Source organism: Treponema putidum (genome assembly GCF_024401155.1).
Taxonomy (GTDB): Bacteria; Spirochaetota; Spirochaetia; order Treponematales; family Treponemataceae; genus Treponema_B; species Treponema_B putidum.
In genome coordinates this window covers 163,027-188,758 of sequence record NZ_CP038804.1, presented here as the reverse complement: position 1 = coordinate 188,758, position 25,732 = coordinate 163,027, and the positions used below count along the sequence as shown (strand labels likewise).

Below are 25,732 nucleotides of genomic sequence, written 5' to 3'. Positions count from 1 at the left end.
CCTAAAATATAATAAAAGTCTATCGATATAAAGGCTTGTTTTTTAATAATTTTTAGATTATAATTGCAATTGCGATTTTTGTGTAAACTTTTTTATATAAAACAAAAAAGAGGAATATGATAAACAGCTCGGGAGAAATTTATGGTCAAAAAAGAAAAGAATAAATCGGCATTTAAAGGATTTTTACAAACAAATCTTAATTTTATAATTGCAATTACAGTGTTTTTAAGTTTTACGGTTTTTAGCTTTATTACGTTAGGCCGCAATATCGAAAACCAAGTCTACGATGCCATGCTAAGGCTTAAACCCGAAATCAAAGAAAAAAATGAAATTCTTCTTTTAAATATTGATGACTTTTCGATAGAGCAAATAGGTTCTTGGCCTTGGTCAAGGGATGTCTTAGCCGATGTTTTAATCCGTTTAAAAGAAGCAGGAGGAAAGGCCGCCGTTTTCGATATTGAATACCTGTCCGCCGGAAGGACGGGTGCAAATAATGCTTATGTTGAAAATGAATTGCCCAAAGAATATGCAGCCGTGCGTCAGGAATTCGGAGAATATATAAAAGAATTTTCGGATGCAGTGGCAAGCAAAAACATTCCGCTTTCTGAAGTAAAGACAGTCGGAAATGATATGTCCGAATATTTTGAATCAAAAATTGATGAACTTTCCGATTCAATTAAAAATAATGTGTTTAGGGACAATGATGCATACATGGGAGCCGCTGTAGGCTTTTTTGAAAATGCGTTTTTAACTATAAATGCAGTAAATATAAACATAAGCGGAGAAACAAAAGAACTAAAAGATTTTGCCTACAATAATTTTTTGTTTACCAATGTAGAGGATGGAGCAGACCTTTTTAAAAAGGAAACCTTAGCAAACCGCAAGGCTGCAAATGAAGAATACGGAATGGCTCCAACGATTATGCCCATTTTGAAGCATGCAAAAGGCGCAGGTTTTCCGAATGTGGTTATAGACGAAGACGGAGTAAGGCGGCGCATTTCTCTTTTAACCGAATATGAAGGAAGATATATAGGCCAACTTGTTTTTACCCCAATCCTTCATATCCTTGAGCCCGAAAAAATCATCCGCTCCGGACGAAAACTGATTTTAAAAAATGCCAAGGTTCCGTCCGATTTGAAAAAAAGAAAAGACCTTACAATTCCTCTGGATGATGACGGAAATCTTTTAATAAACTGGCTAAAAAAGCGCTTTGCCGATACGGAAAATCCCGAAAACGGCAGTTTTAAAAGTTTATCCGTTTATGCCCTCACCTATGCCGACATTATGGAAAAAAACTTAATTTCATTTTTGGGAACTATAAAAGATTTACAAATAAGAACCTCAGAAGGCTACCTTTCTTACCACAATGAAGTTACTTCCTTAGAAAACGAATATGCAGCACTCGGTGAATGGAAAAAAGAACTGCTGAATAAAACCAGACAAGATTTTAACGAATACTTTGCAGCACGCAATTCTTTTTTTGATAACTACGGCAAATTTTTAAGCGGAAACTTCGATAAAGAAATACACAGCCTTTTTGCAAAACTACAAGAACAAAGCGGGTCTGAAGAATACGGAAAGATAGATGAATATGTTACGGATATCTTTAACAATGCAAAAGAAGAATATAAAAACTATTCGGAACATATAAAATATATAAAAGGTTTTTGTAATAATGCTTTTGCAGTAATAGGTTACAGCGGTGTAGGAACTTCAGATTTAGGTGTAAACCCGTTTTGGAAATCTTATCCTAACGTAGGTACTCATGCGAACATTTATAATACAATTATGAATGAGGATTTTATAAGACCGCTTCCAAAATGGATTTCGATAATCATTGCTTTTTTAATAGCCGTATTTACAGCCTTTATAATGAAAAAAGCGGAAAGAGGTTTTGTAAAGGTTATTCTAGGGATGGTTTTATCGGGTATAACTCTTGCCATAGGCATTCTTTTATTTGTATTCGGCAAAATTTACCTACAGCTATTTCTGCCGGTGATTACAGTAGTCATCAGCTTTATAGTTATTCTCCTTTTAAACTTTATTTTCAGCGAAAAAGAAAAAGGCTTTTTAAGAAAGGCCTTCGGCGTTTATCTTTCGGACGATGTTGTAAACGAAATTATTTCCGATCCGGATAAGCTCGCTCTCGGAGGACAGCAAAAAAGAATTACGGCCTTGTTCACCGATATAAAATCTTTTTCCACCCTATCCGAAAAAATTACGCCTGAACACCTCGTTTCGGTTTTAAACGTATACCTCACACAAATGAGCGATTTGATTTTAAGCGAAAAAGGAACGATTGACAAATACATAGGAGACGCTATAGTTTCTTTTTTTGGAGCGCCGACGGATTTACCCGACCATGCTTATAGAGCCTGCCTTGCAGCGATAAGGATGAAACAAGCGGAAGCCGAACTAAATAAACAGCTTTATGATGCGGGAGATATTCCCATGCCCATTTTTACCCGTATAGGAATAAATACCGGTGAGATGGTTGTAGGAAACATGGGTACCGAAAAAAAGATGAACTACACAATTATGGGAAATGACGTAAACCTTGCAGCCCGTCTTGAAGGTGTAAACAAAAAATACGGCACATGGATTTTAGCTTCCGAATCTACATGGAACGAAACTAATGGGGCATTCCTAGGCCGGCGTCTTGACCGCGTAAGGGTTGTAGGTATTAACACGCCGGTTCAGCTTTACAATGTTATGGCAGTCAGATCCGAAGCTCCTGCCGAAATGGTAAGACTTGTAGGCATATTTGAAAACGCAATAGATTTTTACCGGCAAAGAGAATATCAAAAAGCCCTTAATATTTTTAACAAGTGCTTAGAAGTCGCTCCCGATGATGAGCCTTCAAAGATGTATGTTGAAAGAATGAAGATGCTTCTTGCAGATACCGAAACGGCGGCAACACACAGCGATATTGTAAACATGACAACAAAATAGATTTCTTAACTAACTTATAAGGACAATAATATGAAAAACTTAACTCAAGGAAATGAGCTAAAGCAAATAACACTTTTTTCCTTACCAATGCTGTTAGGAAATATCTTTCAGCAATTATATAATGTTGTTGACAGCATCGTAGTAGGAAAAAGCATAGGAGACCACGCTCTTGCAGCCGTAGGTATTTCTTTCCCCGTATGGTTTATTTTTATATCCCTTGTCATAGGTTTTACTATGGCTTGTAATATTTTAATAGCTCAATTTGTCGGAGCAAAAAAAGATGAAGAAATAGATAAAGTAATTCAAACAAGTATATTAATTCTATTTTGGGCGGGTCTTGTAGCGGCTGCTGTAGGCATTGTTTGTTCTCCTTATATATTAAAAATAATAAATACCCCGTCCGATGTCTTTGAGGAAGCCCTTATTTATTTAAGGCTCATTTTTACCGGAATTATTTTTTTGTTTATATATAATGCATTTACGGCAATGCTGAGAGGTTTCGGGGACTCAATGACACCGCTTTATGCCCTAATCATTTCTACAATAATAAACATAGGCCTTGACTGTCTTTTTGTCATAGTATTCAAATGGGGTATTGCAGGAGCCGCAATAGCAACTGTAATAGCTCAATTTGTTTCTTGCGTTTGGCTTATACTTTATTCGAGAATAAAATATAAAGCCTTTAGAGTAAACTTTTTTAAATTAAAATTCGATAAAATTATCTGTGTTCAGTCTATCAAAATGGGATTTCCATCAGGAATACAACAAGCCTTGGTCGGGGGAGGTTTTATGGCTCTTCTTTCGATTGTAAATACTTTCGGCACTCAAACGGCAGCAGCCTATTCGGCTGCAGGCAAACTCGACGGTTTTATCGTGATGCCGGCCCTAAATATAGGAGTTGCTCTTTCATCCTTTACGGGCCAAAACATAGGAGCCGGAAAATTGGACAGAGTAAAAAGAGGTTTGCGGGCTTCATTATTTTTAGGACTTGGAATTACAGTTATAGCTACTACGGTAATAGTTATTTTCGGCAAGACAGCCATGTTTCTTTTTGTAAATAACCCTGACGTAATCACATTGGGTGCCAGATACTTAGTAATAGTTGCACCTGCATACTTTTTTAATACAATAACTTTTACATTAAACGGGGTCATACGCGGAGCTGGAGAAACTGTTTTTCCTATGATTTCAACCCTATTGGCTATGTGGGTGTTTAGAGTGCCTACAGCAGCTGTTCTGTCAAGATATTTAGGCTCGGATGGAATTTGGCTGGCTGTTTCGATAGGTTCGGCAGCCGGTTGCTTTTTAACAATCATTTACTATTGTTCGGGAAAATGGAAAAAGAAGGCATCCGAAATTCTTGAGTTAAAAAATAAGTAGAGGCTCAGAATTATATCAGAATTATAATTGTTTACTTTTTAAATTTTAAATAAATTATATTTTTACACATAAGGGAAAAAAATGAAAGAAAAATTATTAAGTTTTTTTTACATCGTTTGCGGAGTTTTGATGATAGCATCAGGTATTCATTTTTTCTTGCTGCCTTCAAAATTATCCTTGGGCGGAGCTACAGGAATGGCCTTGGTATTATCAAAATATCTTCCGCTTTCTACAGGAGCCTTACTTGTTGTAGTAAACATTTTTCTGTTTGCTATAGGCTTTTTACTCATCGGAAACAAATTCGGTCTTAAAACGGTTTGTGCGAGCCTTGGGCTTTCAGGAGCCGTATGGCTTTTGGAAGTTTTTGTTCCATTGCAGGGGCCGATTGTAAACGACAAATTCTTACAGCTAATCATAGCCGTAATCCTTTACGGCGGAGGCGTAGGTATAGTTTTAAATCAATATGCATCAACCGGAGGAAGCGATATTTTTGCAATGATCCTGCAAAAATATTTCGGCCTTGATTTAGGAAAAGGATGCTTACTCACGGACTTCGCTATCACTGTTTTTGCAGGCTTTGCTTACGGAACCGAAATAGCCTTATTTTCGTTAGTAGGCGTAATCATAAACGGGCTTATAATAGACTCTACAATTGACGGTCTTAACATTAGCAAATATTGCGTTATAAATACGGATAAACCGGACGAACTTTGCAGTTTTATGGTGAAACTGGGCCGTTCGGCAAATGTATATAAGGCAACCGGTGCTTACACAAGAAGCGAACGTTCCGTTATCCAAACGGTTATGAGCCGCAGGGATTTTGTAAAGTTAAAAAGCTATCTTGCCAAAAACGATCCGGATGCCTTTATGGTTGTAACAAATGCACACTCCGTATTCGGCTGGCATTGGCGTAGAATAGGTGAATGACCGCAGAGGAAACGCGTTCTAAAAGCTATGATATGATTACATATAAGCAGGAGGTGTGATAAACAGTTCGGCACAAATGGTGCCTAGCTGTTTATCTTCGAGTTTGCCTTTCAGGCAAACATCGTATTATGGGAGTAGACAATGTCCATTAAGGCAAAAGATATGACACCGGCTGAACGCAAGGAGCGTGTAGCGCAGCTGGTAAAACAATTTAAGGAAAATGAGGCCTTTTATCTTTCCAAAGATTTTGTGGAAAGCGAAGTGCGTAATAAGTTCATCGATCCTCTGCTTGAATGCCTAAAATGGGATGTCAAAAACGAAAAGGGGGCACGGCATGATCGGCAGGAGGTCATTACCGAAGACCGCGTAGTGATGAACGGTCAGGTAAAGCATCCCGACTACACGCTCTGCTACGGGGGCGAGCGGAAGATGTATGTAGAAGCAAAACAACCAAGCGTTGATCTTAAAACGAATCCCGAACCGGCGCTGCAGGTGCGGCGTTATGCGTATACGTCAAAGATGCCTATTGCTGTGCTGACGGATTTTCAGGAATTGGCAATTTACGACACGCGGATTAAGCCGTCCGAAAAAGATACCGCTGCCACTGCCCGCATTGAGTATTTGACCTACGATAAGTTCTCCGAAAATTTTGAATCGCTGTACGATAAAATCAGCTGGGATGCCGTCGATCTCGGAACCTTCGATACCTATTACGAAGGCAATAAGGATAAGCGGGGAACGGCAACCGTTGACGATGACATTTTGAATATGATCGAAAAATGGCGTACGGTGCTGGCCGAAGATATTGCGCTGCATAACGAAGGAATAGATGAATTCAATTTGACGGGTGCCGTGCAAAAAATTATCGACCGGCTTCTCTTTTTGCGGATTTGTGAAGATAAAGAAATCGAAGAAGGAAATCAGCTTAAAAAAATCGCGGAGCAAAAAACGGCTGTTTATAAAAATGTGCAGCGGCTTTTTGAAAGCGCAAATGCTAAATTTAATGCGGGGTTGTTTGCTCCCGACCGATGGCTTGACGGACTTGCTGTTGAGGATAAAACACTCATCAGTATTATCAATGCGCTCTATTATCCTGAATGCCAGTATGAGTTCAGCGTTCTGCCGGTTGAAATACTCGGTTCCATTTATGAACGCTTTTTGGGAAAGATTATCCGCTTTACGCGCAAAACAAAAAACGGGCACAGTATAGAAATTCTTGAAAAACCGGAAGTGCAAAAAGCAGGCGGGGTGTATTATACGCCGCCTTATATCGTTAAATACATCGTTGAAAACACAATCGGTAAAAAACTTGCAGGCAGAACACCTGATGAGGTAAGCCGTTTGCGCTTTGTGGATCCTGCCTGCGGTTCGGGGAGCTTTCTTGTCGGAGCGTATCAGTATCTGCTGGACTGGCACTTGGATTGGTATTATGCAGAAAAACAACGGACGCAGGCGGAGAAGCAAGGTCTTATTTACAAAGATGCTGCAACTCAAGGATATAAGCTCAGCATTGAAGAGAAAAAGCGCATTTTGCTAAACAATATCTACGGTGTTGATATTGACGCGCAGGCGGTTGAGGTAACAAAGCTCTCGCTTTTTTTGAAGCTCTTGGAAAATGGAGGCAAGGCGCTTTCCGCAACGGGACAGGCATCACTGTTCAGAACTAGCGACATACAGGCAAAAATTCTACCGGATATGTCGCACAATATTAAATGCGGGAACAGCCTTATCGGGACGGATTATTACGCGGGTAAGGATTTAACGTTGTTCGGTATCGAGGAACAGCGCAAGGTGAATGCCTTTGACTGGGATGCGCAGTTCCCTGACATATTTGCGGATGGCGGTTTTGACTGTGTGATAGGGAATCCGCCGTATGTACGAATACAGACATTGAATGATACGAATAGTGAATCTGTAGAATATTACAATGAAAAATATAAAGCAGTTGCATCAGGCAGTTATGATTTATATTTGCTTTTCATTTATAAAGGATATACGTTATTAGACAAGGATGGGCTTTTAGGTTTTATTCAACCTCATAAATTCTTCCAAGCTGAAATGGGCGCAAAACTTCGCATTCTACTTAAAAAGAATACCGCAGTCTCTCAGATTGTTGATTTTACAACAAATCAAGTTTTTGCAAATGCTACTACCTACACTTGTTTACTCTTTCTTAGCAACTTCAATAAAGATTCCTTTGAATATAAAAAATTTGAACTTGGAGAAGATTTTACAAAACTTGAACACCTTACGTTTGATAAAATTAATTATTCTGCATTGGCTGATGATGGTTGGTTTTTTAATGTAGAAAAGAAAGATGAACTGCTTCAAAAAATTCAAATGCAAAAATATAATTTTAAGGATATTACCGTAAAAATTTTCAAAGGTTCTTCAACCGGAAATGATAAGATATTTTTATTTGATCTATTACAAGATAAAGGTGATACGGTAATCGTCAAGTCAGAACTTTCAGACGGTTCCGTTGAAATTGAAAAAGGTATATTGCGAAAGTTTCTTTATGGAGAATCTATCAGAAGGTATCAGCCATATACTCAAATAAAATATCTGCTTTTTCCATATAAAAAGACTAATGGAAAATATGAGCTGATATACGCGAAGGAAATGAAGAATACTTACCCGTTGTGTTTTAATTATTTATTGAAATTTAAGACACTGTTGATGACCAGAAAAATTCCTCTGACGAATGATAATTTCTATAAATATTCTGCTGCTCGCAGTTTAAATGATTATGAACAACCGAAAATACTGATACCCGATATGTTGGTCTCAAATCGAATGGGTTTTGATGTACATGGAGAGTTCTTTACAGGCCCCGCAATTCATTGTCCGGTATTTAATGAAATAGGCTGTAAAGTATCTGAAAAAATATATTTAGCAATTTTGAACAGTAATCTTTTTTGGTTTTTTATTTCAAATACAAGTACGGCGCTCCGAGGCAATGCCTATCGTTTAACACCGGAATTTATTACTCGTTTCTCATTTCCGGATTTAGATGGTAACAAAAACAATGAATTGCTTATAAAACTTGTTGACCAGATGATTGCCGCACAGGAGCAGCTGAACAGAGCGCTTTCCGATTCTGATAAAAAATTCTTACAGCAGCGGGTTGACATTTTGGATAAGCAGATAAATACTGTTGTATATGGGCTGTATGGGCTGACGTCGGATGAGGCAAAGATTGTGGAGGGGGAGTAGGAGAAAGATGAGATAAAGAAAATTAAATTTATTACATATACAGATTTATTAATAGAATTGGAATCAGCTAAACTCAATAATCATTTACTATTAGTAACTGGATTTAATTTATCGAACAAATAAAAACGCTGCCGGAAATGTTCTATAAGGTAATTGCAGCCCGCTTTAATACCCTATGGAACATCAAATTTATTTTTATAAAAAAAGAGAGGACGTAAAAATGCAAAAACTAAATGAGCTGTCAAAAAACGAAATTGAATCTATATCTCATCGGATCGCGAATGCATTTTATGATTATAAGTATAATGCGGAGAAAAATTTCACATGTACGATTTAATACGCGATATTGATGATAATCCAAAGTCTAAGGCGGGGAAATTCTAAAGTCAATATATGGAAAATTCTAAAGTAGCCCCCGCTTCCCACCGGTTGCCTTTCCGCTCGAAAATAGTGATATTATCAACCGGAAAATCTTCGGCAAGGTTCAGTTCATTCATAACCTGAAGAACCTTTGTCATTACGCCTGCAGGAATATCCCGATTGGAAACAGTAGCATGAGGCTGGAAAGGTTTCTTGTCTTTTTTAGTGCAGCCCGGACAGGCGTTCAATATCGCTTTTACCGTTTCATCCCGCAGCTTTGTCCACGCATCATCGGCAATCACGTTTGCAAAAAGTGTCCGGTCTCCAAAAGCATCAAAATTATCTATATAAGCCGTAAAGCCCAAACGCTTAGGCAAGACATCTTTTTCAATAGCTAGTATTAAATCGGCTGTTGCATATTCTTCCGGCAGTTTAAACGGAGGGACAAGCGTAACATGGATTGGCGTTCCGTGCCCGGACTTACAGCCGTAAGCCTTGTTCATGTATCGACGGCAGTCTTCAAGCCTACAGGTTATATCCTCCGGCAGCAAAACACCGATAAAATGCGTTTGCTGCGGAATGTTATTGTGTTTCATGCTTGTGATTATAGCACAAAAGAGCTTCTTATTCCATATTACGCATATTTAATTTCTACCCATTCCTTGTACATTAGATAACATTCGAGATGCATTCGAGCGATATAATGTCGAGCGCTATAATTGACACTCTTCTTTTTTTTTGCTATAATAGCCTATTGTTTGCCCCGATGGTGGAATTGGTAGACACGCTAGTTTCAGGTACTAGTGCTTAACGGCATGGGGGTTCAAGTCCCCCTCAGGGCAAAAGTTCAAAAATTACAACTACCGCATAAGGAATTTTTATGGATGCCGGAGCTTTAACAGACAAAATAATTATTATTCGTTTACTTTTAAGCTTTTTAGCCGGATGTTGTATAGGTATTGAGCGTTCCGGTAAGAGGCAGGTAGCGGGCTTACGTACTCATATTTTAATTTGTGTAGGGGCATGCGGGATGATGTTAATTTCCATCTGGATGCCTCAGGCCGGAGGAAAGGGTGATTCGGCCAGAATTGCAGCTCAGGTTGTTTCGGGTATGGGCTTTTTAGGTGCCGGAACAATCTTAAAAATAGGAGCCAATGTAAAGGGGCTGACTACGGCAGCTTCAATATGGGTAATTGCAGGCATAGGCCTAGCTATAGGAAGCGGCTTATATACTGTAGGAGTGGTGATGACCGTTATTTCCTTATTGACACTTTCACTTGTTAACAGGCTTGAGCTTAAAATTTTTCCTTTAAGGCAAAATAAATTCTTGGAAATATATTTTCATGGAAACACCCCGCCTATGACAGAGATTATAAATACATTAACGGAATACTCGGCCTCCATTGTATCTACAAATGTCCGTGCATCAAAATCTTCCAAAGAACATTCTAAGGTTGTTCTTTTTATAAATGTTCCTAAAAAACTGGATATTTCCAAGATGACTATGGACTTTCAACAGATAGAAGAAGTTGATGCAATAGTCTTAAAAGAAAAAATAAACTGAAAAATTTATCAGGCTAAGAATAAGAGGTTTTAGGGACTGATGGATAAAAAATACGGCATCGATATAAATAACGAATTATCGAAAATGATATTATCTGCCTCAGGTTGGAGAAAGGTTTTTGCTGAATCAGGCAAAGAGGAAGACGGAAGCTCTAATATAAAATATGAAGATTCCATACTATTATGTCATGCCGCTTTGGCCTTTTCAGAATTCTTAAGTGCAAATTTTCCAAATATAAAAACGATAGTAATCGGGAGGGACAGCCGCCCTACCGGTTCAGCTATAGAAGAAGTGTTTATCAAAACTTTTCTTTCAACTTCTTACGATTTAAAAGTTATAGGCTGTACGGCTGCCCCCGAAATAATGGCTTATGCGCAGTCTATCAATGCAGCCTTTGCTTATATTTCAGCCAGCCATAATCCGATAGGACATAACGGCCTTAAATTCGGCTTGAACACAGGGGGTGTTCTTGACGGCGGCCAAGCTAAAATTTTAATCAACAAGTTTAAGGAAAATCTTAAAGCCGATGATACCGAAGACAAAGCATTAAAAATCTTACATGACTTTAATTTAAAAAAATTACAAGAAATAAAAATGCAGACTGTTTATGTAAAAAACGAAGCCTTGTCAGCCTATTATAATCATTCCAAAACTGTAATTACAAATTCGGCCGATCCCAAAATGCAAAACAAATTTTTTGATAAGTTAAAAAAAGCCGTTACTGATGCAAAAAAAGAAGGCAGGCCGCTTTCTATAGTTGCCGATTTTAACGGAAGTGCAAGAGCTGCCTCCATTGACAGGCAGTTTTTTACTGAAAATGAAATAGCGTTAATCGGTATAAACGAAGTACCCGGAAATATCGTACACGGAATATTACCTGAGGGAGCTAATTTGGATTTTTGTGCAAAAAAGATAGAACATCTTCACTCGGATCCGAATGCAAGCCCGTTGGATAAAAATTGCTTTTTAGGTTATATGCCTGACTGCGACGGAGACAGGGGAAACATAATCTATTGGAATGAGGAGCTTAATAAGGCTATTCCTCTTGAAGCCCAAGAAGTATTTACACTTTCGGTGATTGCAGAAACGGCTTATTCTTTCTATTGTAAGAACGGTAATAAAAAACCGGCTATTGCCGTAAACGGACCTACTTCTTTGAGGATTGAAGAAGCGGCAGCATGTTTCGGTGCTGAAGTTTTTAGAGCCGAAGTGGGTGAAGCCAATGTGGTTAACCTAGCCGCCGAATTGCGGAAAAAAAATTATAACGTTAGAATTTTAGGTGAAGGGTCAAACGGAGGAAACATTACCCACCCTGCCAAGGTCAGGGATCCTATAAATACCATTTTTGCAATTTTAAAACTACTTTTAATAAAAACGGAATTTATGAAAAAAGGCCTTTTCCATATTTGGTGTGAAAAATCAAAACAAATGGATAAATATAAACCTGATTTTACCTTGACGGATATTTTAAAGACTTTACCTCAATATAAAACTACACCTACGAGTGAACAAAGGGCTCTTTTAAAAATCGAAACAAAAGATCATGGGATTTTAAAAGGCCATTATCAAAAGATATTTGAAGAAGAATGGCTTAAAAAGAAGGATGACCTTAAAAGCAGATTCGGTATTGTAAGGTACCGCAGCTTTTCAAATAACGGAACAAAGCAAACCGAAGATTTGCACGACTTTTCCGTGTCGGGAAGAGGCGGCCTTAAAATTCAGTTTTATAATTCAAAAGATGAACCTGTAGGGTTTATATGGATGCGAGGTTCGGGAACGGAACCCGTGTTCCGAATAATGGCTGATATAAAAGGTTCTTCATCCGAAGATGAAATATATTTAGCCGAATGGCAAGGCGAAATGGTAAGGCGTGCCGATTTAGGCGTATAATTTACAAAAAGTTTTTATTGGAGAAGATTATGGGAATTAGAGGTGAACTTTTTACAATTCAGGTATCGGCAGAAAACCGGACATATTTTTTTAATGTTAAAGAAAATACAAAGGGCGATGTTTTTTTGCAGGTAGTTGAAAGCAAGGCATCTGAGGGGCTTGGTTTTGACCGCCATGCCGTTGTAGTTTTTGAAGATGAGATGAGGCCTTTTTTACAGGGCTTGGACAAATGTATCGAATTTATCGAAAAAAACAGAAAAGAAAAAGCAAAGGCGAAAACAAAAAAAATTCTTGATGCAAAAAAGTCTTTAGGAGAAAAAAGTGATAAGCCTGTAAATGTCCGTTCAAGGAAGGGCCGCAGCACTGAAAGGCCTACGGAAGAAAAGTCAAAAGTAAAGAAGGTTATAAAAAAGAAGGACCGCTGAGGCTGCTAGACTAACGGAAAGTTTGTTTGTAATTTCGTTTTTAAGTTACTTGCACCTTGTTATATCGGTAGTTTTATGCTAAAATAAGTCTTGTATGAAAAATTGCCTGCTTGTACCTGTAGTGTTTATCTCAAATTTTATTTTAGCTGCTTTGGCCTTTTCCGTATCGGTGGGAATGTGGCAGTCGGTGATGTATGGAGATGTACCGGGCTTGTTTTTCTCTGCTTTTTTACATTGCCTTTATCTGATACTTCCAATAGCTTGTATTATTTCAATATTTTCAGTCTATGTTTTTATGATGCGGCATTCCGAAAAACAAAGCCTATCTTTTTTGACCTTGATTATAACATTTGCTTTATTTTTTGCCTTAATTATTCCGCTTGCGTATTCTCAGGGTGAAAAAATAGATAATACTTTTAATTCGCATGAAAAGGCGGTAATTGAGGATAAGAACTTAGAAACTTTTATAGAACAACCTGCCTTTGTACAGGCAGTAAGCAGCATAGCACGCCCCTTTGTGTATGATATATATGAACAATATAAAGTTTCTTACATATCCTATCTTATTTTTTCAGGTTCGATTTTTTTGCTCATATTTTCACTTTGGGTATTTACAACATTAACGGAATGGAAAATAGTCAATTTTACTTTTTTGCCGCTTTTATTAATTTTAATACTTTATGCTTATAGTTATATAAGAACTGAAGGCTTTATCCTGAGCATAGAGGATGTACTTCCTTTTGAAATCCTAAAGTTTTGGATAAGTCCTATTTTGTTTTGTCTTGCGTCCTTACTAATCTACATTTATACATCGATATTGCTTCTCATAAGGCACGCAAAAAAAATGCCGAAAACACAAAAGATTAGAAAACAAAAAATAAAGGCTCCTAAAGTAAAGAAACCCAAGGCTCCTAAAATTAAGATGCCGAAACCCGTTAAACCTAAAAAAGGCAAAAAAGCAAAAGAAGAATTTGATACCTTAATTCCCGATAATTTAGAAGACTTTAAAGCGGGGGACATTGATGCATAAAATTTCAAGATTTTTTCCTTATCTTTTTGTTCATTTTTTAATCGGCCTAGCTGCTTCCTTTGCTTATGTTTTTTTTATCCCTTTAAGAGATTCCGTTCTTCCGGTATTTTTATTTTCATGGAAAATTCGTGAATCGATATTAGTGTTTATTTTTTATTTTCCTTTTATCTATATATCTGCTTTGATTTTTGCTTATCCCATTATTTTTGCAAAATTCGGCCCTGTAAAGATGGACCGCCGATCGCCTAATATGATTAGGTTTATACAGCATTTTTTTATTTTTTCTCTTGCCGTTTTGTCTTTATATGTGGTTTTGGCCGAAGCCATTAGGCCTATTTTAATGGAAGCCCAATCGCGATCCGTTTCTCAAACCCTTACATATAAAGAATATACTAAACTTGCAAAAGAAGCTTATAACAGAAATGACTATAACCAAGCCGGAGATCATATTGAATGTGCTTTGAGTATATGGCCTCAGTCGGAAGAAGCGATACAGCTGAATGACAAGATTAAGATTGCCAATGAAAAACTTTCTATCGATAAAACAGATTCTGTTTTAAGGAAAACGGTTTCAGAGGAAGATAATGTGAGCAGCATGACTGCCGAAGCAGCTTTAAAAAGAGCGGAAAGAGCAGCTTTAACATTCGATTTTTATACGGCTCATTATTATGCAAAACTTGCCTTAAATACCTTTAAGGATGGAGACCCTTTACATGCTGATGCGGAAAAACTTGCATTGAGATCTTGGGCAGAAGTTGAAAAAGGACTGACTGCTTATAAAGACGCTCCTCTCATAGCCATTTATAAAAAGAAAAAAGAAGCCTATGAAGCATTGCAAGGCGGCGATTATATAAAAGCTTATTATTCGTTTTTACAGATTGAATCATCCGTTAAAGGCTTAAATCCGGATCAAAAAGACCCTGAAGTTGAGAGGCTTTTGAATTTATCCCGAATTGAGCTTGAAAAAAATGTTTTTTTTACCGATGAGCTTAAAAATATTCCTAACTTTGTAATAAAGGGGGATATAAGTTTTACCGCCGGAGAACATACTCATGAATATGCCGGAATAAAAATACACGGAATTTCTCATGGAAGCTCAACTTTCCGAAACGAAATATATCTTATGAATACGATGTACACACGTTTAGGGATGTCTAACACGGAAAAATGGTCTATAATTATTCCTTATGCAAAACTTATTCAGTTTAAAGACAATGACGGCAAAACAAAACTAATGCTTCAAATTTGTTCCGTTGACAGATACACTCCCGAAAATAATGTTTACCCCAAGGTTTTGGCCGGCGAAATTCCAAGAGAAAATGTTCATAATATTTTACTTCCCATGAGTATGGATGATTTTATTTTAATTGAAAAGTCTATAAGCGGCCCTTCTGCGATGAAGATATCCGATTTGTATTATTTTAGTTTGATAGCCGAAAAATACGGTTTAAAAAAAGAAGCCTATTTAAGCGAGGTACTATACCGCTTGACTGAACCGCTTTTATTGTTGAGTGTTTCCTTACTGGTTCTTATATTGGCTTGGCGTTTTAGGATATTGCCGGGTAAAAGATTAAATAAGAGGGTATTTTTATTTTCTCCTCTTTGCCCGTTTTTGTCTTATATCTTAATGGAAACATTTAAATATATTTGTAAACTTCAAATTGCCTTTTTTGTTTGTCTGACGCCTAGATACGTATCCCTTATAGCCTTTAGCGTACCGATTGCAGTTCTTATTTTTTTGATTACTATGCTTGTATATCAGCGTTCGGAATAAAATGTCAAATAAGTTTTTTTGGCCATTCCTGCAACTATAGATGCAAAAATTACCGGTCATTATATTATAAACTTGCTGGCAGGTATAGATGTGAAAATTACTGAACTGATGCAAGGTATTCCAATAGGTGAAGAATTAGACTTTTTGGATGAGGGAACAATCTCCGCCGGTTTGAAACAAAGAAAAAGTGTGTAGTTAATTGAATTTTGTCAAGCCCCTCTTGACAAAAAATACTTTTTTTAAGAAAATTTTTCTTTAAATGGGGGCGTGGACATAAATTTTATCATAAAAGAAAGCTTTTTAATGTCTTAACGGCTAATAATTAAAAAAGCCCCTTACAAAACTGCGGTAATTGTGCTATACTAAACTTAAGAAAACCGAAAAGTAAAAGGGGCAGCGTATGAAAAAAAGTTTTGACGAACTTACCATCGCCGATGATTTTATGTTTTGCAAGGTCATGCAGGATGAAGGTTTATGCAAAGAATTCCTCGAAATGGTTTTAGCCGACAAAATAGGAAAAATCGCCTATCTTTCATCCCAAGATGCCGTCCTTACCGGTTCCGAATCCAAATCGATACGCCTCGACCTGCTTGTAAAAGACGAAACCGGTAAATCCTACGACATCAAAATGCAGGTCGCAAACGAACACAATATCCCCAAAAGAATGTGATACTATCAAGCGGCAATCGATATTTCCTTTTTGGACAAGGGTACTCACTACAAAGCATTAAACGACAGCTTCATTATTTTCGTCTGTCTTTTTGACGCAGTAGGAAAAGGCAAACCGCTTTACACCTTCGAAAACATCTGCCTTTAAGACAGGCAAACGTTTTTACAAGACGGAACAAAAAAAATTATAATAAATGCGGAAGCATTCAGAAAAGCCGAAGACACAGAGCTAAAAGGCTTTTTGGAATACCTGAAAACAGGCACGGTAAACACAGACTTTACAGGGAGGATAGAAAAAATGATACAGGCAGTAAAACACAACGAACAGGCACGCAAGGAATACCGCTTTATGTCGGGGTTTGAAATGGACGCACGGGAAGAAGGAAGAAGTGAAGGCTTTGAAAGAGGTATTGCGCAAGGTTTTTCTGACGGCTCCTATAAAAAAGCTCTTGAAACGGCAAAAATATTAAAACAACTCGGCGATTCCGTAAAAAAAATAATGCAAGCTACCGGACTTACCAAAGAAGAAGTGGAAAGTTTATAATCAATCGGTAATGGGTAACCCGTTACCGACTAATATCTTTCTTTTCTCCGTCTCTCAACTGTTTATCATCTTTATTCCGCACTTTTGTAACGCTGCGTAAAAATTGATTTCAGTGTCTACCAATGGCATTTTTATTCGTGCGGTTTAATACCCTGTTGCTGCGCAACGTACGCTCTGCGTCGAGGTTGTTGATTTACTGCTAATGGCAGCTTTTATAAAGCTCAGCATGACGGAAGTTGAAGTTATACCTTTTTTTTAAGCTTGTTAGGATCGATTGCTCCGGCACGTATTAAGGCGATTTTTGCAGTTACAGGGCCCAAAAGTTCGTATAATACCGATGACGCCAGTATGATATTAAATAAAATCAAGCCCTCTTTTTCCGGCAGCAGCATTTTTCCCATAAAAGCAAGTCCTATCGCAACACCGGCTTGCGGCATTAAGGCAAAGCCCATATTATTTGTGATTTTTTTATCGATTGATAACATTTTACATGACGCAAAGGCGCCGGTATATTTTCCGATAATGCGGATTATAAAATAAGCAGCGCCTATAATACCGGCAGTCACAATGATACTTAAATCCATATTCATACCGGAAATAATAAAAAAACTACTCATAACCGGCGGTGAAAAACTGTTCATTTGTTCAAATAATTTATTATCGTTAGTACGGTTATAATAGACGGCACCGCACACCATACAGGCAAGAAGCGGACTCACCTTATAATACGAGCATATCCCCGAAATAAAAAACAAAAATGCTACTGCCAATATCAATCTATTATCAAAACTTCTTTTTTCCGTTATCATAAATTCCATACAGAGCGCGGTAAAATAACCTAAAATCAGCACCGCAGCATTTAGTCCGATCGGTTTTAGAATACTCATAATATTAAAAACATTGCTTTCCTGTGCATTAACCACTGCAACCATTATACTGAATACAAAAAGACATACGACGTCATCAAAGGCGGTAATCCGTAACAGCAAATCTACAAATGGTCCTTTGCCGTTATATTCTTTTATCGTCATAATGGTACTTGCCGGAGCAGTAGCCGTTGCGATTGCACCGAGCAAAAAAGAAAAAGAAAGTTCCATTTTAAATACGAAAAGCATGGAGAGTGTAACCAGCAAACCCGCAAGCAGCGATTCGCACAGAGTAATAAATACGATATTCCGTATCTCTTTTTTATCGTTGCTGCGTTTAAAATACCGACCCATATCAAAAGCGATAAAACTGAGCGCAATAATGGAAATAACGTCCAAATTTATAATAAACCGCCTGTGAATAAGATGCAGCCCGCTTGGGCCTATAATAATTCCGGCCAAAATATAACCGCTAACCTTAGGCAGCTGTATCTTTTTTGTAAAACGTGTTACAAAAAAACCGCTTATCAGTATCAATGCAAACGAGATGAGGATTGTAGTGGGTAAATCAAGGTCTGCAACTATATTATAAATAAAATCCAATATATTCATATCAATCGATGAGTATACGGCATACCGGCATGGAATGCAAGAGGGCAGTTTTGTTAGACATATTATACTTGAATTGGATTTCCATGATGATTTAATGGGAGGTCTTACAATACTTTGCAAAATATGATAGAATATCGAAAATATTTTTATGGAGGCCTTAAAATGTCTTTGTTGTTTTCGAATTTTAAAATTAGAAATATAGAGCTTAACACTAAATTAGTAATGCCTCCCATGGCCTCTGAAAAGGCAGATAAAGGAGGTCTTGTAAGCCAAGCCCTTTGTGATTATTACGATGAAAAAACAAAGGGAGCCTATATAGGTCTTGTAATAACGGAACACTCTTATGTCAGTCCTGAGGGAAAGGCTAGCTTAGGACAGCTATCTATTTCGGATGATTCTGCAATCGAAGGTTTTAAAAAACTTGCATCCGTTTTGCATAAAAACGGAACAAAGGTAATAGCTCAGATTTCCCACGCCGGAGCGGCAGCTCATCACGAGATAACCGGATATGATGTTTTAAGTTCAAGTTCCGTTAAGATTCCGCGTAAAAGCTCGAATTACGAATTGCCTAAAGAAATGAGTCAGAGGGATATCGATAAGGTTATAAACGATTTTGCTCAGGCTGCAAGGCGTGCAAAAGAAGCGGGCTTTGACGGCGTGGAAATACATTCAGCACACGGCTATCTATTGAACCAGTTTTTTTCGCCGATTATGAATAAGCGTGCGGATAAGTATACCGGCTCTTCCATTGAAGGCAGAACAAGACTCCATTTAGAAATTATAGGAGCTATTCGTAAGATAACCGGCCCTGATTTTTTACTTGCCGTCCGTTTGGGTGCCTGTGATTATGTTTCCGGAGGCAGCTCTCTTGAGGACTCAGTTAAGGCCTGTCTTCTTTTTAAAAAAGCCGGAGTTGACTTACTTGATATTTCGGGAGGTTTTTGCGGATATACCAATCCCGAACTTGAAGAAGAAGGATGGTTCAGCCGTATAACTCAGGCCGTAAAAGAAAAAGTAGGGGTGCCTGTAATTCTTACGGGAGGCATTGTAAATCCCGAAGCTGCCGAAAAGATTTTACAGGAAGGAAAAGCCGATCTAATCGGTGTAGGACGGGCTCTTCTAAATGATTCGGATTGGCCTAAAAAAGCAAAACAAAAATTGGAAGGCTAAAAATCAACAAAAAGATTTGGAGATATAGAGATGAAATTTTTTTCCTTTTTAGAAGAAGTGTATGGATTTAAAAGACATAAAAATGGATATTCCGGACGGTACCAAGGATTTTATTGCGTCTTTGATGTAGATTTATCTGCAAGAGAATGTAAACTTTCTTTTGGGGCTTATAAAGACGGTGATGAAGCTGCCTTGACTCGGCTATTGGAACCTCTTAACGCTTTAAAGAATGTAAAATTCAATGTTGAAAAAGCTAGGATTATTATCAATTACAAGATGCTTAGTGCTCTGACTGCATCAAGAGAGAATGAAAAGAATAAAGAGTTCTTTGACCGGATTACAAGTATTCTTATTCCTATCTTAAAAGAAAATAATTATCAAAGCGGAGGTTTTGTCAACGGCAAAGATGACGGTTCCGTAAAACTTGCAAAGTTCGGAAGCGAATATTTATTTTTAACCGAAAGCGAATTCCAAGACCTCGGTATGGATTTAAAATTTAAAAAAGAAGCCGACAAGGAAAAAAGCGAAAATTTCTTATTAGGAATTTTAGGTATTATTGGAGTTGCCATTGTAGGCATAATTTTATATGCTTTGGTAGGGCGAGCCGGTTATTATGTTTGGCTGGTTCCGGCTTTATTATCCATTGGTGCATCAAATTTATACAAAAAGTTAGCCGGAAAATTAACAATAAAGGCCCTTGTCTTTATGTTTATAATTTTAGCTGCAGGTTTGATTGCCGGAACATATTTGGAATATGCTTGGCGTCTTTATGATATGGTGCGGGTCAAATTTGATGTAACTTTTTCTGAAGCTTTTAAAGAGCTCGGCTCTTTAATTTTTGAAGAACCCGATTTAAAAGCAAGTTTATTAAAAGATTTAGGAATTAACGGCGGCATTTTAATACTTTGTACCATTATAATGTTTGTTTCGGCTTATAAAACAGAGATTAGATTTAAAAAGCTGGAATGGGTTTAATACCCCGACGCTTGCGTCGGGGTATTAAACCCTCCGCCCACATAAAAAAAATAATTTTTTTTTAAAAAAAGGAGAAAAAATCTTTTTTATTTATACAATATTAGTAGAACAAGAAAACTTTTTTATAGGAGCTTCGATAAACAGTGAGGCTTCCTACAAAAACTTTTTATAGGAGAATATTTTGGCAAAAGCAAAAAATGAAGTACCGGCAGTTGCAAATCCGGATGATAAGTTAAAGGCGCTGGAGGCTGCCCGCCTTCAAATCGAAAAACAATTCGGGCAAGGCTCTTTGATGAAGTTAGGGAATAATTCCGCTATCGGAAACATAGAAGTTATTCCTTCTGGAAGCATTCTTTTGGATGAAGCTCTGGGAATCGGCGGTTATCCCCGCGGCAGAATTATCGAAATATTCGGCCCCGAATCTTCGGGTAAGACTACGATAGCTCTTCATGCCGTCGCAGAGGCACAAAAGCAGGGAGGCATAGCCGCCTTTATCGATGCCGAACATGCCTTGGATCCCCAATACGCAAAAGCCTTGGGAGTAAACATTGACGAGCTTTGGGTTTCACAACCCGATACAGGAGAACAGGCCCTTGAAATAGCAGAAAGCCTTGTACGTTCCGGAGCAGTGGACATAATAGTAATTGACTCGGTCGCAGCCCTAACGCCTCAGGCAGAAATTGCCGGAGAAATGGGAGACTCTCACATGGGTTTACAGGCCCGCTTGATGAGCCAAGCCTTGAGGAAACTCACTGCCATCATAGGCAAGTCCAACTGTATGATAATCTTTATAAACCAAATCCGAATGAAGATAGGCGTTATGTTCGGCAGTCCCGAAACAACTACGGGAGGAAATGCCCTTAAATTTTACGCTTCCGTCCGATTGGATGTACGAAAAATTGAAACCCTCGGAAAGGATGAAGATGAAGCATGGGGAAATAAAATACGCGTAAAAGTTGTAAAAAACAAAGTTGCTCCTCCATTTAGAAAAGTCGAAATGGAAATTCTTTTCGGCAAAGGAGTTTGTCCCTATGGAAGCCTCTTGGATTCTGCCGTAAAACAAGAAATAATAGGAAAGAGCGGATCATGGTATTCTTACGGGGACGATAAAATCGGTCAAGGAAGACCCAATGCCGTAAAATTCCTAGAAGAGAACATTGAAATAGCCCAAAAGATTGAAAAAGAATTGAGAGAAAAACTCTTCCCGGGCAGACCATTTGTTTCAAGTTTTGTCGAAAAAACAAAGGAACAAAAAGAAGCCCAAGAAAAGGCCGTAGAAGCTCTTAAAAAAGAAGAAGCTTCAAAGGAAGATGCGCTGAAAGCTAAAAAAGACGAAACGGATGATTCCGTTCAAGAAAAAGCAGCCGCTTCAAAGGCGAAAAAAACCGAGACCGTAGGTCTGCCGGCGGACGACAGCCTTTTTTAAGTCTTAAAGGTGGATAAGAAACTTGAATTTTTTTTAAAAATGCCGAACAATAAAAGAGGAGCGGCATTATGAGTACAGAAGCTTTAAATCAAATTGATACACAGGGAGCAAGCTATCCCAACACGGAATTTAAAGTGCATAACTTTGAAGGCCCATTGGATCTTCTTTTGTTTTTAATAAATAAAAACGAGGTAAATATCTACGACATTCCGATTGCGGAAATAACCGAGCAATATCTGGAATATCTAGATTATGCAATCGAACCCGATTTGGATAACCTCGTTGATTTTTATTCGATGGCAGCAAATTTAATTTATATAAAAAGCAGAATGCTTTTGCCGGTTGAAGTTTCGGTTGATGATGAAGACATTGAAGACCCGCGTTCCGAGCTGGTCGATAAACTCATCGAGTATCAAAAGTATAAAAAACTTTCCGAGCTGATGGAAGAAAAAGAAAGCGAAGCGGAATGGTTCTTTGAAAGAAAAAAAATTCAGCATGCCCTGCCTTTCGGAGAAGAAGAACTTTGGGAGAGGGTCGATACTTGGGATCTTTTAAAAACCTTTTCTCAGCTCATGTCCAATTATAAGGCCGAACATATCTTAGACCTTTACGAAGAAGTTTCGGTAAATGAGAAGATAACCCTTATGAACGAGTTTTTGGAAAAAAAGGGTGAATGTATGTTTACGGATTTAATTGTGCGGAAGGGAAATTTAATGGATGTGGTTTGTGCTTTTATGGCAATTTTGGAAGCCGTTAAATTTAAGATGGCAAGCATCTGGCAAAACAGAATGTTCGGCGATATAAAAATACGCCCATGGGAGCAGGATAATGGTTCAGAATTATAATTTAGAAAAAGAAATCGCCTTGGTTGAAGCCATCCTTTATTTGGAAGGTGATCCTTTAACCGATGAAGCTCTTTGTAAAATATCAGGCCTTTCGCCGGAAATAATAAGCGATACTATTAAGGCATTACAGGAATCTTATGCTGCCCCTCAAAGCGGAATCGAACTTGCTAAAATGATGGGCGGCTGGGTGATAATGCCGAAAAAGGAATTGTGGGAACATTTAAAAGACCGCTACGGCAAAAAAAACGAAGGACGCCTTTCCCGTGCGGCGATGGAAACTCTTTCGATAATTGCATATTCCCAGCCGGTAACAAGAGCAGAAATCGAAGCTATCCGAGGAGTTTCCGCCGATAATATGATTCGTCTTCTTATTGAAAAGAACCTTATAAAAGAGACCGGCAAAAAAGATGTTCCGGGTAAACCGTCAATGTTCGGTACCACAAAGGAATTTTTAAAAATCTTCAGACTCGACAGCATTGCAGACCTGCCCAAACTCGATGAAACCGAAAGAGAACGGTTTGAGCTTGCCCGATAAGAGAGCCTTCGATTAAGAGAATCTTTTATTTTTATGATAGACGAAATAAGACTTCAAGTTTATTTAGCCCGTTGCGGAGTTGCTTCAAGGAGAGCCTCTGAAAATCTCATCTTAAACGGAAGGGTAAGCGTTGACGGCAAAATAATAACCGAACTCGGTACAAAAGTTTCGGGTAAAGAAAAAATTTGTCTTGACGGAAAACAAATTTTCCCCGAAGCTGAAAAACGGTATGTTCTATTGAATAAGCCTGAAGGCTATGTTTGCTCCCTCGCCGACGAAAAAGATAGACCCATCGCCGCCTCTCTTTTAAAAGATACCTATACCGAAAGGCTTTACAATATAGGCCGTTTGGATATGCTTTCAGGCGGAGCCATTCTTTTTACAAATGATGGAGACTTTTCCGCAAAGGTTGAGCATCCTTCTTCCGAAATTGAAAAAGAGTATGAGGTAATAACCGTCTTTGAATATCCCGATGAAATCCTCCAAAAATTTTTAAGAGGAGTGCGTATCGAAGGAGTTTTTTATAAAGCTCTTTCGGCAGAACGCATATCCAAAAACAAAATGCGACTGGTTTTGATTGAAGGCAAAAACCGCGAAATCCGACGGGTATTAAAATTCTTTAACATCAAAATAAAAAAACTTACACGCGTCAGAATAGGCTGCGTGTACCTAGCAGACCTCCCTGTAGGCAAACACCGTCCATTAACGCATGAAGAGATTAAAGGACTATTGGGGTAGGGCTGCTTTTATTCCATAAAAACAACTTGACACCTCAAATTATTGCATTTAAAATATAAGTATGCACGATATAAAATTAAAATCAATCACTAAAATCTATTCCGTAGGAAATGAAAAGCAGGTTGTTTTGGATGATCTTTCTTATAATTTTGCTTCAGGAAAAATAAGTTTTATTTTGGGGCCATCAGGTTGCGGAAAATCAAGTCTTTTAAATATAATTGCAGGCATAGATAAAAATTAAAAAAGCATTTCAAGTTTTATTGCAGGGAAAATTGAGATTATTTTTTTTATCATTTGCAAAGACGGATTTGATTTTTTTCCAAACGCTGATAGCTGTATACATTTTTCATTCCGAGTTTTTCAGATACTTGTTTTTGTGTTAGATTAAGAAATTTGAAACGATAAGAATGTATTCTTATGCGGGAACAGTTTAAGATTCTTTAAATACCGGGAGGATTTTCAATATGTTTAAGTTTAAAAATTTTAGATTCATAACAGCTGTGTTATTTTTATTTTCAACTCTTAGTCTATATGGAGGAGATTTGGAAATAAAAGCCGAGGGAACTGTTCTTGCGGGGACTTTGCTTTTTCCTAAGACAGAAAAAGCAGCTTCCGTTTGTATCATAGTTCCCGGTTCAGGGCCTATAGACCGAGACGGAAACAGCGGCTTTAATCTAAGAGCCGATACTTATAAACTCTTGGCGGAAGGTCTTGCCGAAAACGGAATAGCTTCTTTTCGATACGACAAGCGCGGAGTCGGTAAAAGTCTTCCGGCTCAATTTAAAGAAGAAGACATTAGATTTGAAACCAATGTCCAAGATTTAAAGGCTATAATTTCTCATCTAAAAAGTCTTAAAAAATGTAAAAAGATATTTTTAATAGGCCATAGTGAAGGTTCTCTGGTTTCCATTCTTTGTGCAAAGACGGAAAAAGTTGACGGTTTTATTTCGATTGCAGGGGTAGGAAAAAATTCTGCAGACCTTATTTTGGAACAAATCGAAAAAAATCCCGCTAATCCTGAAACGTTAAAAGTTTCTTCTAAAAAGATTATAGAAAAACTAAAAGACGGTAAAATGGAAGAAAATGTTCCGCTTGTTTTAAACAGCTTATTTAGAAAATCGGTTCAGCCATATTTGATTTCTTGGTTTAAGTATGAACCCAAAAAAGAAATTGCTGAATTGAAAATACCTGTTTTGGTTATTCAAGGCGGAAATGACATTCAGGTAGGGGTTGAAGATTCAAAGCTTTTAAACTCTGCAAAAGAGGGTATAGAATTAAAAATTATCGAAAAGATGACTCACACTTTAAAAGAAATTAATTCTCCTCAGGAACAAATGAAAACTTATATAGATCCGTCTTATCCGATTTCAAAGGATTTAGTTTTAGCCATTACGGAGTTTGTCAATAAAAATTAAGCCGATTTAAAAAGAATCATATTGGGCTAAGTAAATATTTAATGCCGAATTATTAAGCAGCCTCCTTGATTTTACACAATAATATGTGTAAAATATACTATAGAGGTAAATGCTATGGCAACTAATCTTGCAATAAATGAAGAGCTGCTTGATACAGCCTATAAGATAGGCGGATATAGCACAAAAAAAGAAACGGTAAATACGGCTCTTGAAGAATTTATTAAAAGGCGAAAATCCGAAGATCTTATAAAACTATTCGGGCAAGTAGAATATGATCCTCATTATAATTATAAAAAAATGAGGTTGAGATGAAATTTGTATTGGTCGATACTTCAGTGTGGTCTCTTGCTTTTTACTAAAAAATAGTTTACAATTGATGTGGAGGTTACAATGATAAACGAGTTGATGTAACCTTTAAA

21 protein-coding genes, 1 tRNA gene and 1 pseudogene are annotated in these 25,732 nt (G+C 37.6%); 21 read left to right on the top strand and 2 right to left on the bottom strand.

All coding sequences use genetic code 11. The features are described from left to right. Positions 1 to 141: 141 nt before the first annotated feature. The 4 genes from E4N74_RS00895 to E4N74_RS00880 all read left to right on the top strand — a co-directional run bounded on the left by E4N74_RS00895 (position 142) and on the right by E4N74_RS00880 (position 8,475). On the top strand, positions 142 to 2,952 hold the full coding sequence (locus E4N74_RS00895) for a CHASE2 domain-containing protein (protein ID WP_044978645.1): 2,811 nt from the start codon (positions 142 to 144) through the stop codon (positions 2,950 to 2,952). Between the two features lie 30 nt (positions 2,953 to 2,982). Further along, complete coding sequence (locus E4N74_RS00890) at positions 2,983 to 4,332, top strand: MATE family efflux transporter (RefSeq protein ID WP_044978644.1); 1,350 nt, start codon at positions 2,983 to 2,985, stop codon at positions 4,330 to 4,332. 81 nt (positions 4,333 to 4,413) lie between these two features. Then, positions 4,414 to 5,259, top strand: coding sequence for a YitT family protein (locus tag E4N74_RS00885; protein WP_145475223.1), 846 nt, complete (start codon positions 4,414 to 4,416; stop codon positions 5,257 to 5,259). Between the two features lie 141 nt (positions 5,260 to 5,400). Beyond that, positions 5,401 to 8,475 (top strand): Eco57I restriction-modification methylase domain-containing protein, encoded by a 3,075-nt coding sequence (locus tag E4N74_RS00880; protein WP_255818392.1) that lies wholly within the window; start codon positions 5,401 to 5,403, stop codon positions 8,473 to 8,475. A gap of 386 nt (positions 8,476 to 8,861) precedes the next feature. Here the strand turns inward: E4N74_RS00880 and E4N74_RS00875 are convergent, their stop codons facing one another. Beyond that, positions 8,862 to 9,431, bottom strand: a complete 570-nt coding sequence (locus E4N74_RS00875; protein WP_044978641.1) for a 2'-5' RNA ligase family protein — start codon at positions 9,429 to 9,431, stop codon at positions 8,862 to 8,864. A gap of 164 nt (positions 9,432 to 9,595) precedes the next feature. On the opposite strand from E4N74_RS00875, the gene E4N74_RS00870 reads away from it, so the two are divergent. The 8 genes and pseudogenes from E4N74_RS00870 (at position 9,596) to E4N74_RS00835 (ending at position 16,731) form a co-directional block, all read left to right on the top strand. After that, a tRNA-Leu gene (locus E4N74_RS00870) sits at positions 9,596 to 9,677 on the top strand. Between the two features lie 38 nt (positions 9,678 to 9,715). Beyond that, positions 9,716 to 10,399, top strand: a complete 684-nt coding sequence (locus tag E4N74_RS00865) for an MgtC/SapB family protein (RefSeq protein WP_044978640.1) — start codon at positions 9,716 to 9,718, stop codon at positions 10,397 to 10,399. Between the two features lie 39 nt (positions 10,400 to 10,438). Then, the gene (locus tag E4N74_RS00860; protein WP_255805829.1) at positions 10,439 to 12,289 is read left to right on the top strand and encodes a phosphoglucomutase; all 1,851 of its coding nucleotides are present in this window, start codon (positions 10,439 to 10,441) and stop codon (positions 12,287 to 12,289) included. Positions 12,290 to 12,318: 29 nt separating this feature from the next. After that, positions 12,319 to 12,714 carry a PUR family DNA/RNA-binding protein gene (locus tag E4N74_RS00855; protein WP_044978638.1) on the top strand — a complete coding sequence of 132 codons (396 nt, stop codon included), beginning with the start codon at positions 12,319 to 12,321 and terminating at the stop codon, positions 12,712 to 12,714. A 94-nt stretch (positions 12,715 to 12,808) separates the two neighbouring features. Continuing rightward, positions 12,809 to 13,744 carry a hypothetical protein gene (locus E4N74_RS00850; protein ID WP_255818390.1) on the top strand — a complete coding sequence of 312 codons (936 nt, stop codon included), beginning with the start codon at positions 12,809 to 12,811 and terminating at the stop codon, positions 13,742 to 13,744. Beyond that, a complete protein-coding gene (locus tag E4N74_RS00845) occupies positions 13,737 to 15,518 on the top strand; it encodes a hypothetical protein (RefSeq protein WP_255818388.1) in 1,782 nt (593 codons plus the stop codon). The genes E4N74_RS00850 and E4N74_RS00845 overlap by 8 nt, the downstream gene beginning before the upstream one ends. Positions 15,519 to 15,536: 18 nt before the next feature. Beyond that, on the top strand, positions 15,537 to 15,713 hold the full coding sequence (locus E4N74_RS00840; RefSeq protein WP_158506576.1) for a hypothetical protein: 177 nt from the start codon (positions 15,537 to 15,539) through the stop codon (positions 15,711 to 15,713). Positions 15,714 to 15,918: 205 nt separating this feature from the next. Next, positions 15,919 to 16,731 (top strand): annotated as a pseudogene (locus E4N74_RS00835) (Rpn family recombination-promoting nuclease/putative transposase). Positions 16,732 to 16,973: 242 nt separating this feature from the next. Here E4N74_RS00835 and E4N74_RS00830 read toward each other — a convergent pair. After that, positions 16,974 to 18,209, bottom strand: coding sequence for a cation:proton antiporter (locus E4N74_RS00830; RefSeq protein WP_255818386.1), 1,236 nt, complete (start codon positions 18,207 to 18,209; stop codon positions 16,974 to 16,976). A gap of 162 nt (positions 18,210 to 18,371) precedes the next feature. Between E4N74_RS00830 and E4N74_RS00825 the strand changes: the two genes are divergently transcribed. The 9 genes from E4N74_RS00825 (at position 18,372) to E4N74_RS00785 (ending at position 25,625) form a co-directional block, all read left to right on the top strand. Further along, on the top strand, positions 18,372 to 19,379 hold the full coding sequence (locus E4N74_RS00825) for an NADH:flavin oxidoreductase (protein WP_255818384.1): 1,008 nt from the start codon (positions 18,372 to 18,374) through the stop codon (positions 19,377 to 19,379). Between the two features lie 30 nt (positions 19,380 to 19,409). Next, positions 19,410 to 20,354, top strand: a complete 945-nt coding sequence (locus E4N74_RS00820; protein ID WP_255818382.1) for a hypothetical protein — start codon at positions 19,410 to 19,412, stop codon at positions 20,352 to 20,354. A gap of 181 nt (positions 20,355 to 20,535) precedes the next feature. Beyond that, on the top strand, positions 20,536 to 21,780 hold the full coding sequence (gene recA / locus E4N74_RS00815) for a recombinase RecA (RefSeq protein WP_255818380.1): 1,245 nt from the start codon (positions 20,536 to 20,538) through the stop codon (positions 21,778 to 21,780). Positions 21,781 to 21,848: 68 nt separating this feature from the next. After that, positions 21,849 to 22,625 carry a segregation and condensation protein A gene (locus tag E4N74_RS00810; protein ID WP_044978630.1) on the top strand — a complete coding sequence of 259 codons (777 nt, stop codon included), beginning with the start codon at positions 21,849 to 21,851 and terminating at the stop codon, positions 22,623 to 22,625. Next, positions 22,609 to 23,160 (top strand): SMC-Scp complex subunit ScpB, encoded by a 552-nt coding sequence (scpB, locus tag E4N74_RS00805; RefSeq protein WP_170225367.1) that lies wholly within the window; start codon positions 22,609 to 22,611, stop codon positions 23,158 to 23,160. The genes E4N74_RS00810 and scpB overlap by 17 nt, the downstream gene beginning before the upstream one ends. Before the next feature lie 33 nt (positions 23,161 to 23,193). Beyond that, the gene (locus tag E4N74_RS00800; RefSeq protein WP_255818369.1) at positions 23,194 to 23,898 is read left to right on the top strand and encodes a pseudouridine synthase; all 705 of its coding nucleotides are present in this window, start codon (positions 23,194 to 23,196) and stop codon (positions 23,896 to 23,898) included. A 61-nt stretch (positions 23,899 to 23,959) separates the two neighbouring features. Further along, entirely contained in the window at positions 23,960 to 24,139 is a 180-nt protein-coding gene (locus E4N74_RS00795) for an ATP-binding cassette domain-containing protein (RefSeq protein WP_255818367.1), read from the top strand. Between the two features lie 223 nt (positions 24,140 to 24,362). Then, a complete protein-coding gene (locus E4N74_RS00790) occupies positions 24,363 to 25,313 on the top strand; it encodes an alpha/beta hydrolase (RefSeq protein ID WP_255818365.1) in 951 nt (316 codons plus the stop codon). 114 nt (positions 25,314 to 25,427) lie between these two features. Then, positions 25,428 to 25,625 carry a type II toxin-antitoxin system VapB family antitoxin gene (locus tag E4N74_RS00785; RefSeq protein ID WP_002670205.1) on the top strand — a complete coding sequence of 66 codons (198 nt, stop codon included), beginning with the start codon at positions 25,428 to 25,430 and terminating at the stop codon, positions 25,623 to 25,625. Positions 25,626 to 25,732: the final 107 nt, after the last annotated feature.

Bases quoted from the DNA above. Each gene is read 5' to 3' on its own strand.
- E4N74_RS00845 (WP_255818388.1), top strand. From the start codon at position 13,737: ATGCATAAAATTTCAAGATTTTTTCCTTATCTTTTTGTTCATTTTTTA.
- E4N74_RS00785 (WP_002670205.1), top strand. From the start codon at position 25,428: ATGGCAACTAATCTTGCAATAAATGAAGAGCTGCTTGATACAGCCTAT.
- E4N74_RS00820 (WP_255818382.1), top strand. From the start codon at position 19,410: ATGAAATTTTTTTCCTTTTTAGAAGAAGTGTATGGATTTAAAAGACAT.
- E4N74_RS00850 (WP_255818390.1), top strand. From the start codon at position 12,809: ATGAAAAATTGCCTGCTTGTACCTGTAGTGTTTATCTCAAATTTTATT.
- E4N74_RS00800 (WP_255818369.1), top strand. From the start codon at position 23,194: ATGATAGACGAAATAAGACTTCAAGTTTATTTAGCCCGTTGCGGAGTT.
- E4N74_RS00860 (WP_255805829.1), top strand. From the start codon at position 10,439: ATGGATAAAAAATACGGCATCGATATAAATAACGAATTATCGAAAATG.
- E4N74_RS00810 (WP_044978630.1), top strand. From the start codon at position 21,849: ATGAGTACAGAAGCTTTAAATCAAATTGATACACAGGGAGCAAGCTAT.
- scpB (WP_170225367.1), top strand. From the start codon at position 22,609: ATGGTTCAGAATTATAATTTAGAAAAAGAAATCGCCTTGGTTGAAGCC.
- E4N74_RS00895 (WP_044978645.1), top strand. From the start codon at position 142: ATGGTCAAAAAAGAAAAGAATAAATCGGCATTTAAAGGATTTTTACAA.
- E4N74_RS00795 (WP_255818367.1), top strand. From the start codon at position 23,960: ATGCACGATATAAAATTAAAATCAATCACTAAAATCTATTCCGTAGGA.
- E4N74_RS00865 (WP_044978640.1), top strand. From the start codon at position 9,716: ATGGATGCCGGAGCTTTAACAGACAAAATAATTATTATTCGTTTACTT.
- E4N74_RS00825 (WP_255818384.1), top strand. From the start codon at position 18,372: ATGTCTTTGTTGTTTTCGAATTTTAAAATTAGAAATATAGAGCTTAAC.
- E4N74_RS00790 (WP_255818365.1), top strand. From the start codon at position 24,363: ATGTTTAAGTTTAAAAATTTTAGATTCATAACAGCTGTGTTATTTTTA.
- E4N74_RS00885 (WP_145475223.1), top strand. From the start codon at position 4,414: ATGAAAGAAAAATTATTAAGTTTTTTTTACATCGTTTGCGGAGTTTTG.
- E4N74_RS00880 (WP_255818392.1), top strand. From the start codon at position 5,401: ATGTCCATTAAGGCAAAAGATATGACACCGGCTGAACGCAAGGAGCGT.
- E4N74_RS00830 (WP_255818386.1), bottom strand. From the start codon at position 18,209: ATGAATATATTGGATTTTATTTATAATATAGTTGCAGACCTTGATTTA.
- E4N74_RS00875 (WP_044978641.1), bottom strand. From the start codon at position 9,431: ATGAAACACAATAACATTCCGCAGCAAACGCATTTTATCGGTGTTTTG.
- E4N74_RS00855 (WP_044978638.1), top strand. From the start codon at position 12,319: ATGGGAATTAGAGGTGAACTTTTTACAATTCAGGTATCGGCAGAAAAC.
- E4N74_RS00890 (WP_044978644.1), top strand. From the start codon at position 2,983: ATGAAAAACTTAACTCAAGGAAATGAGCTAAAGCAAATAACACTTTTT.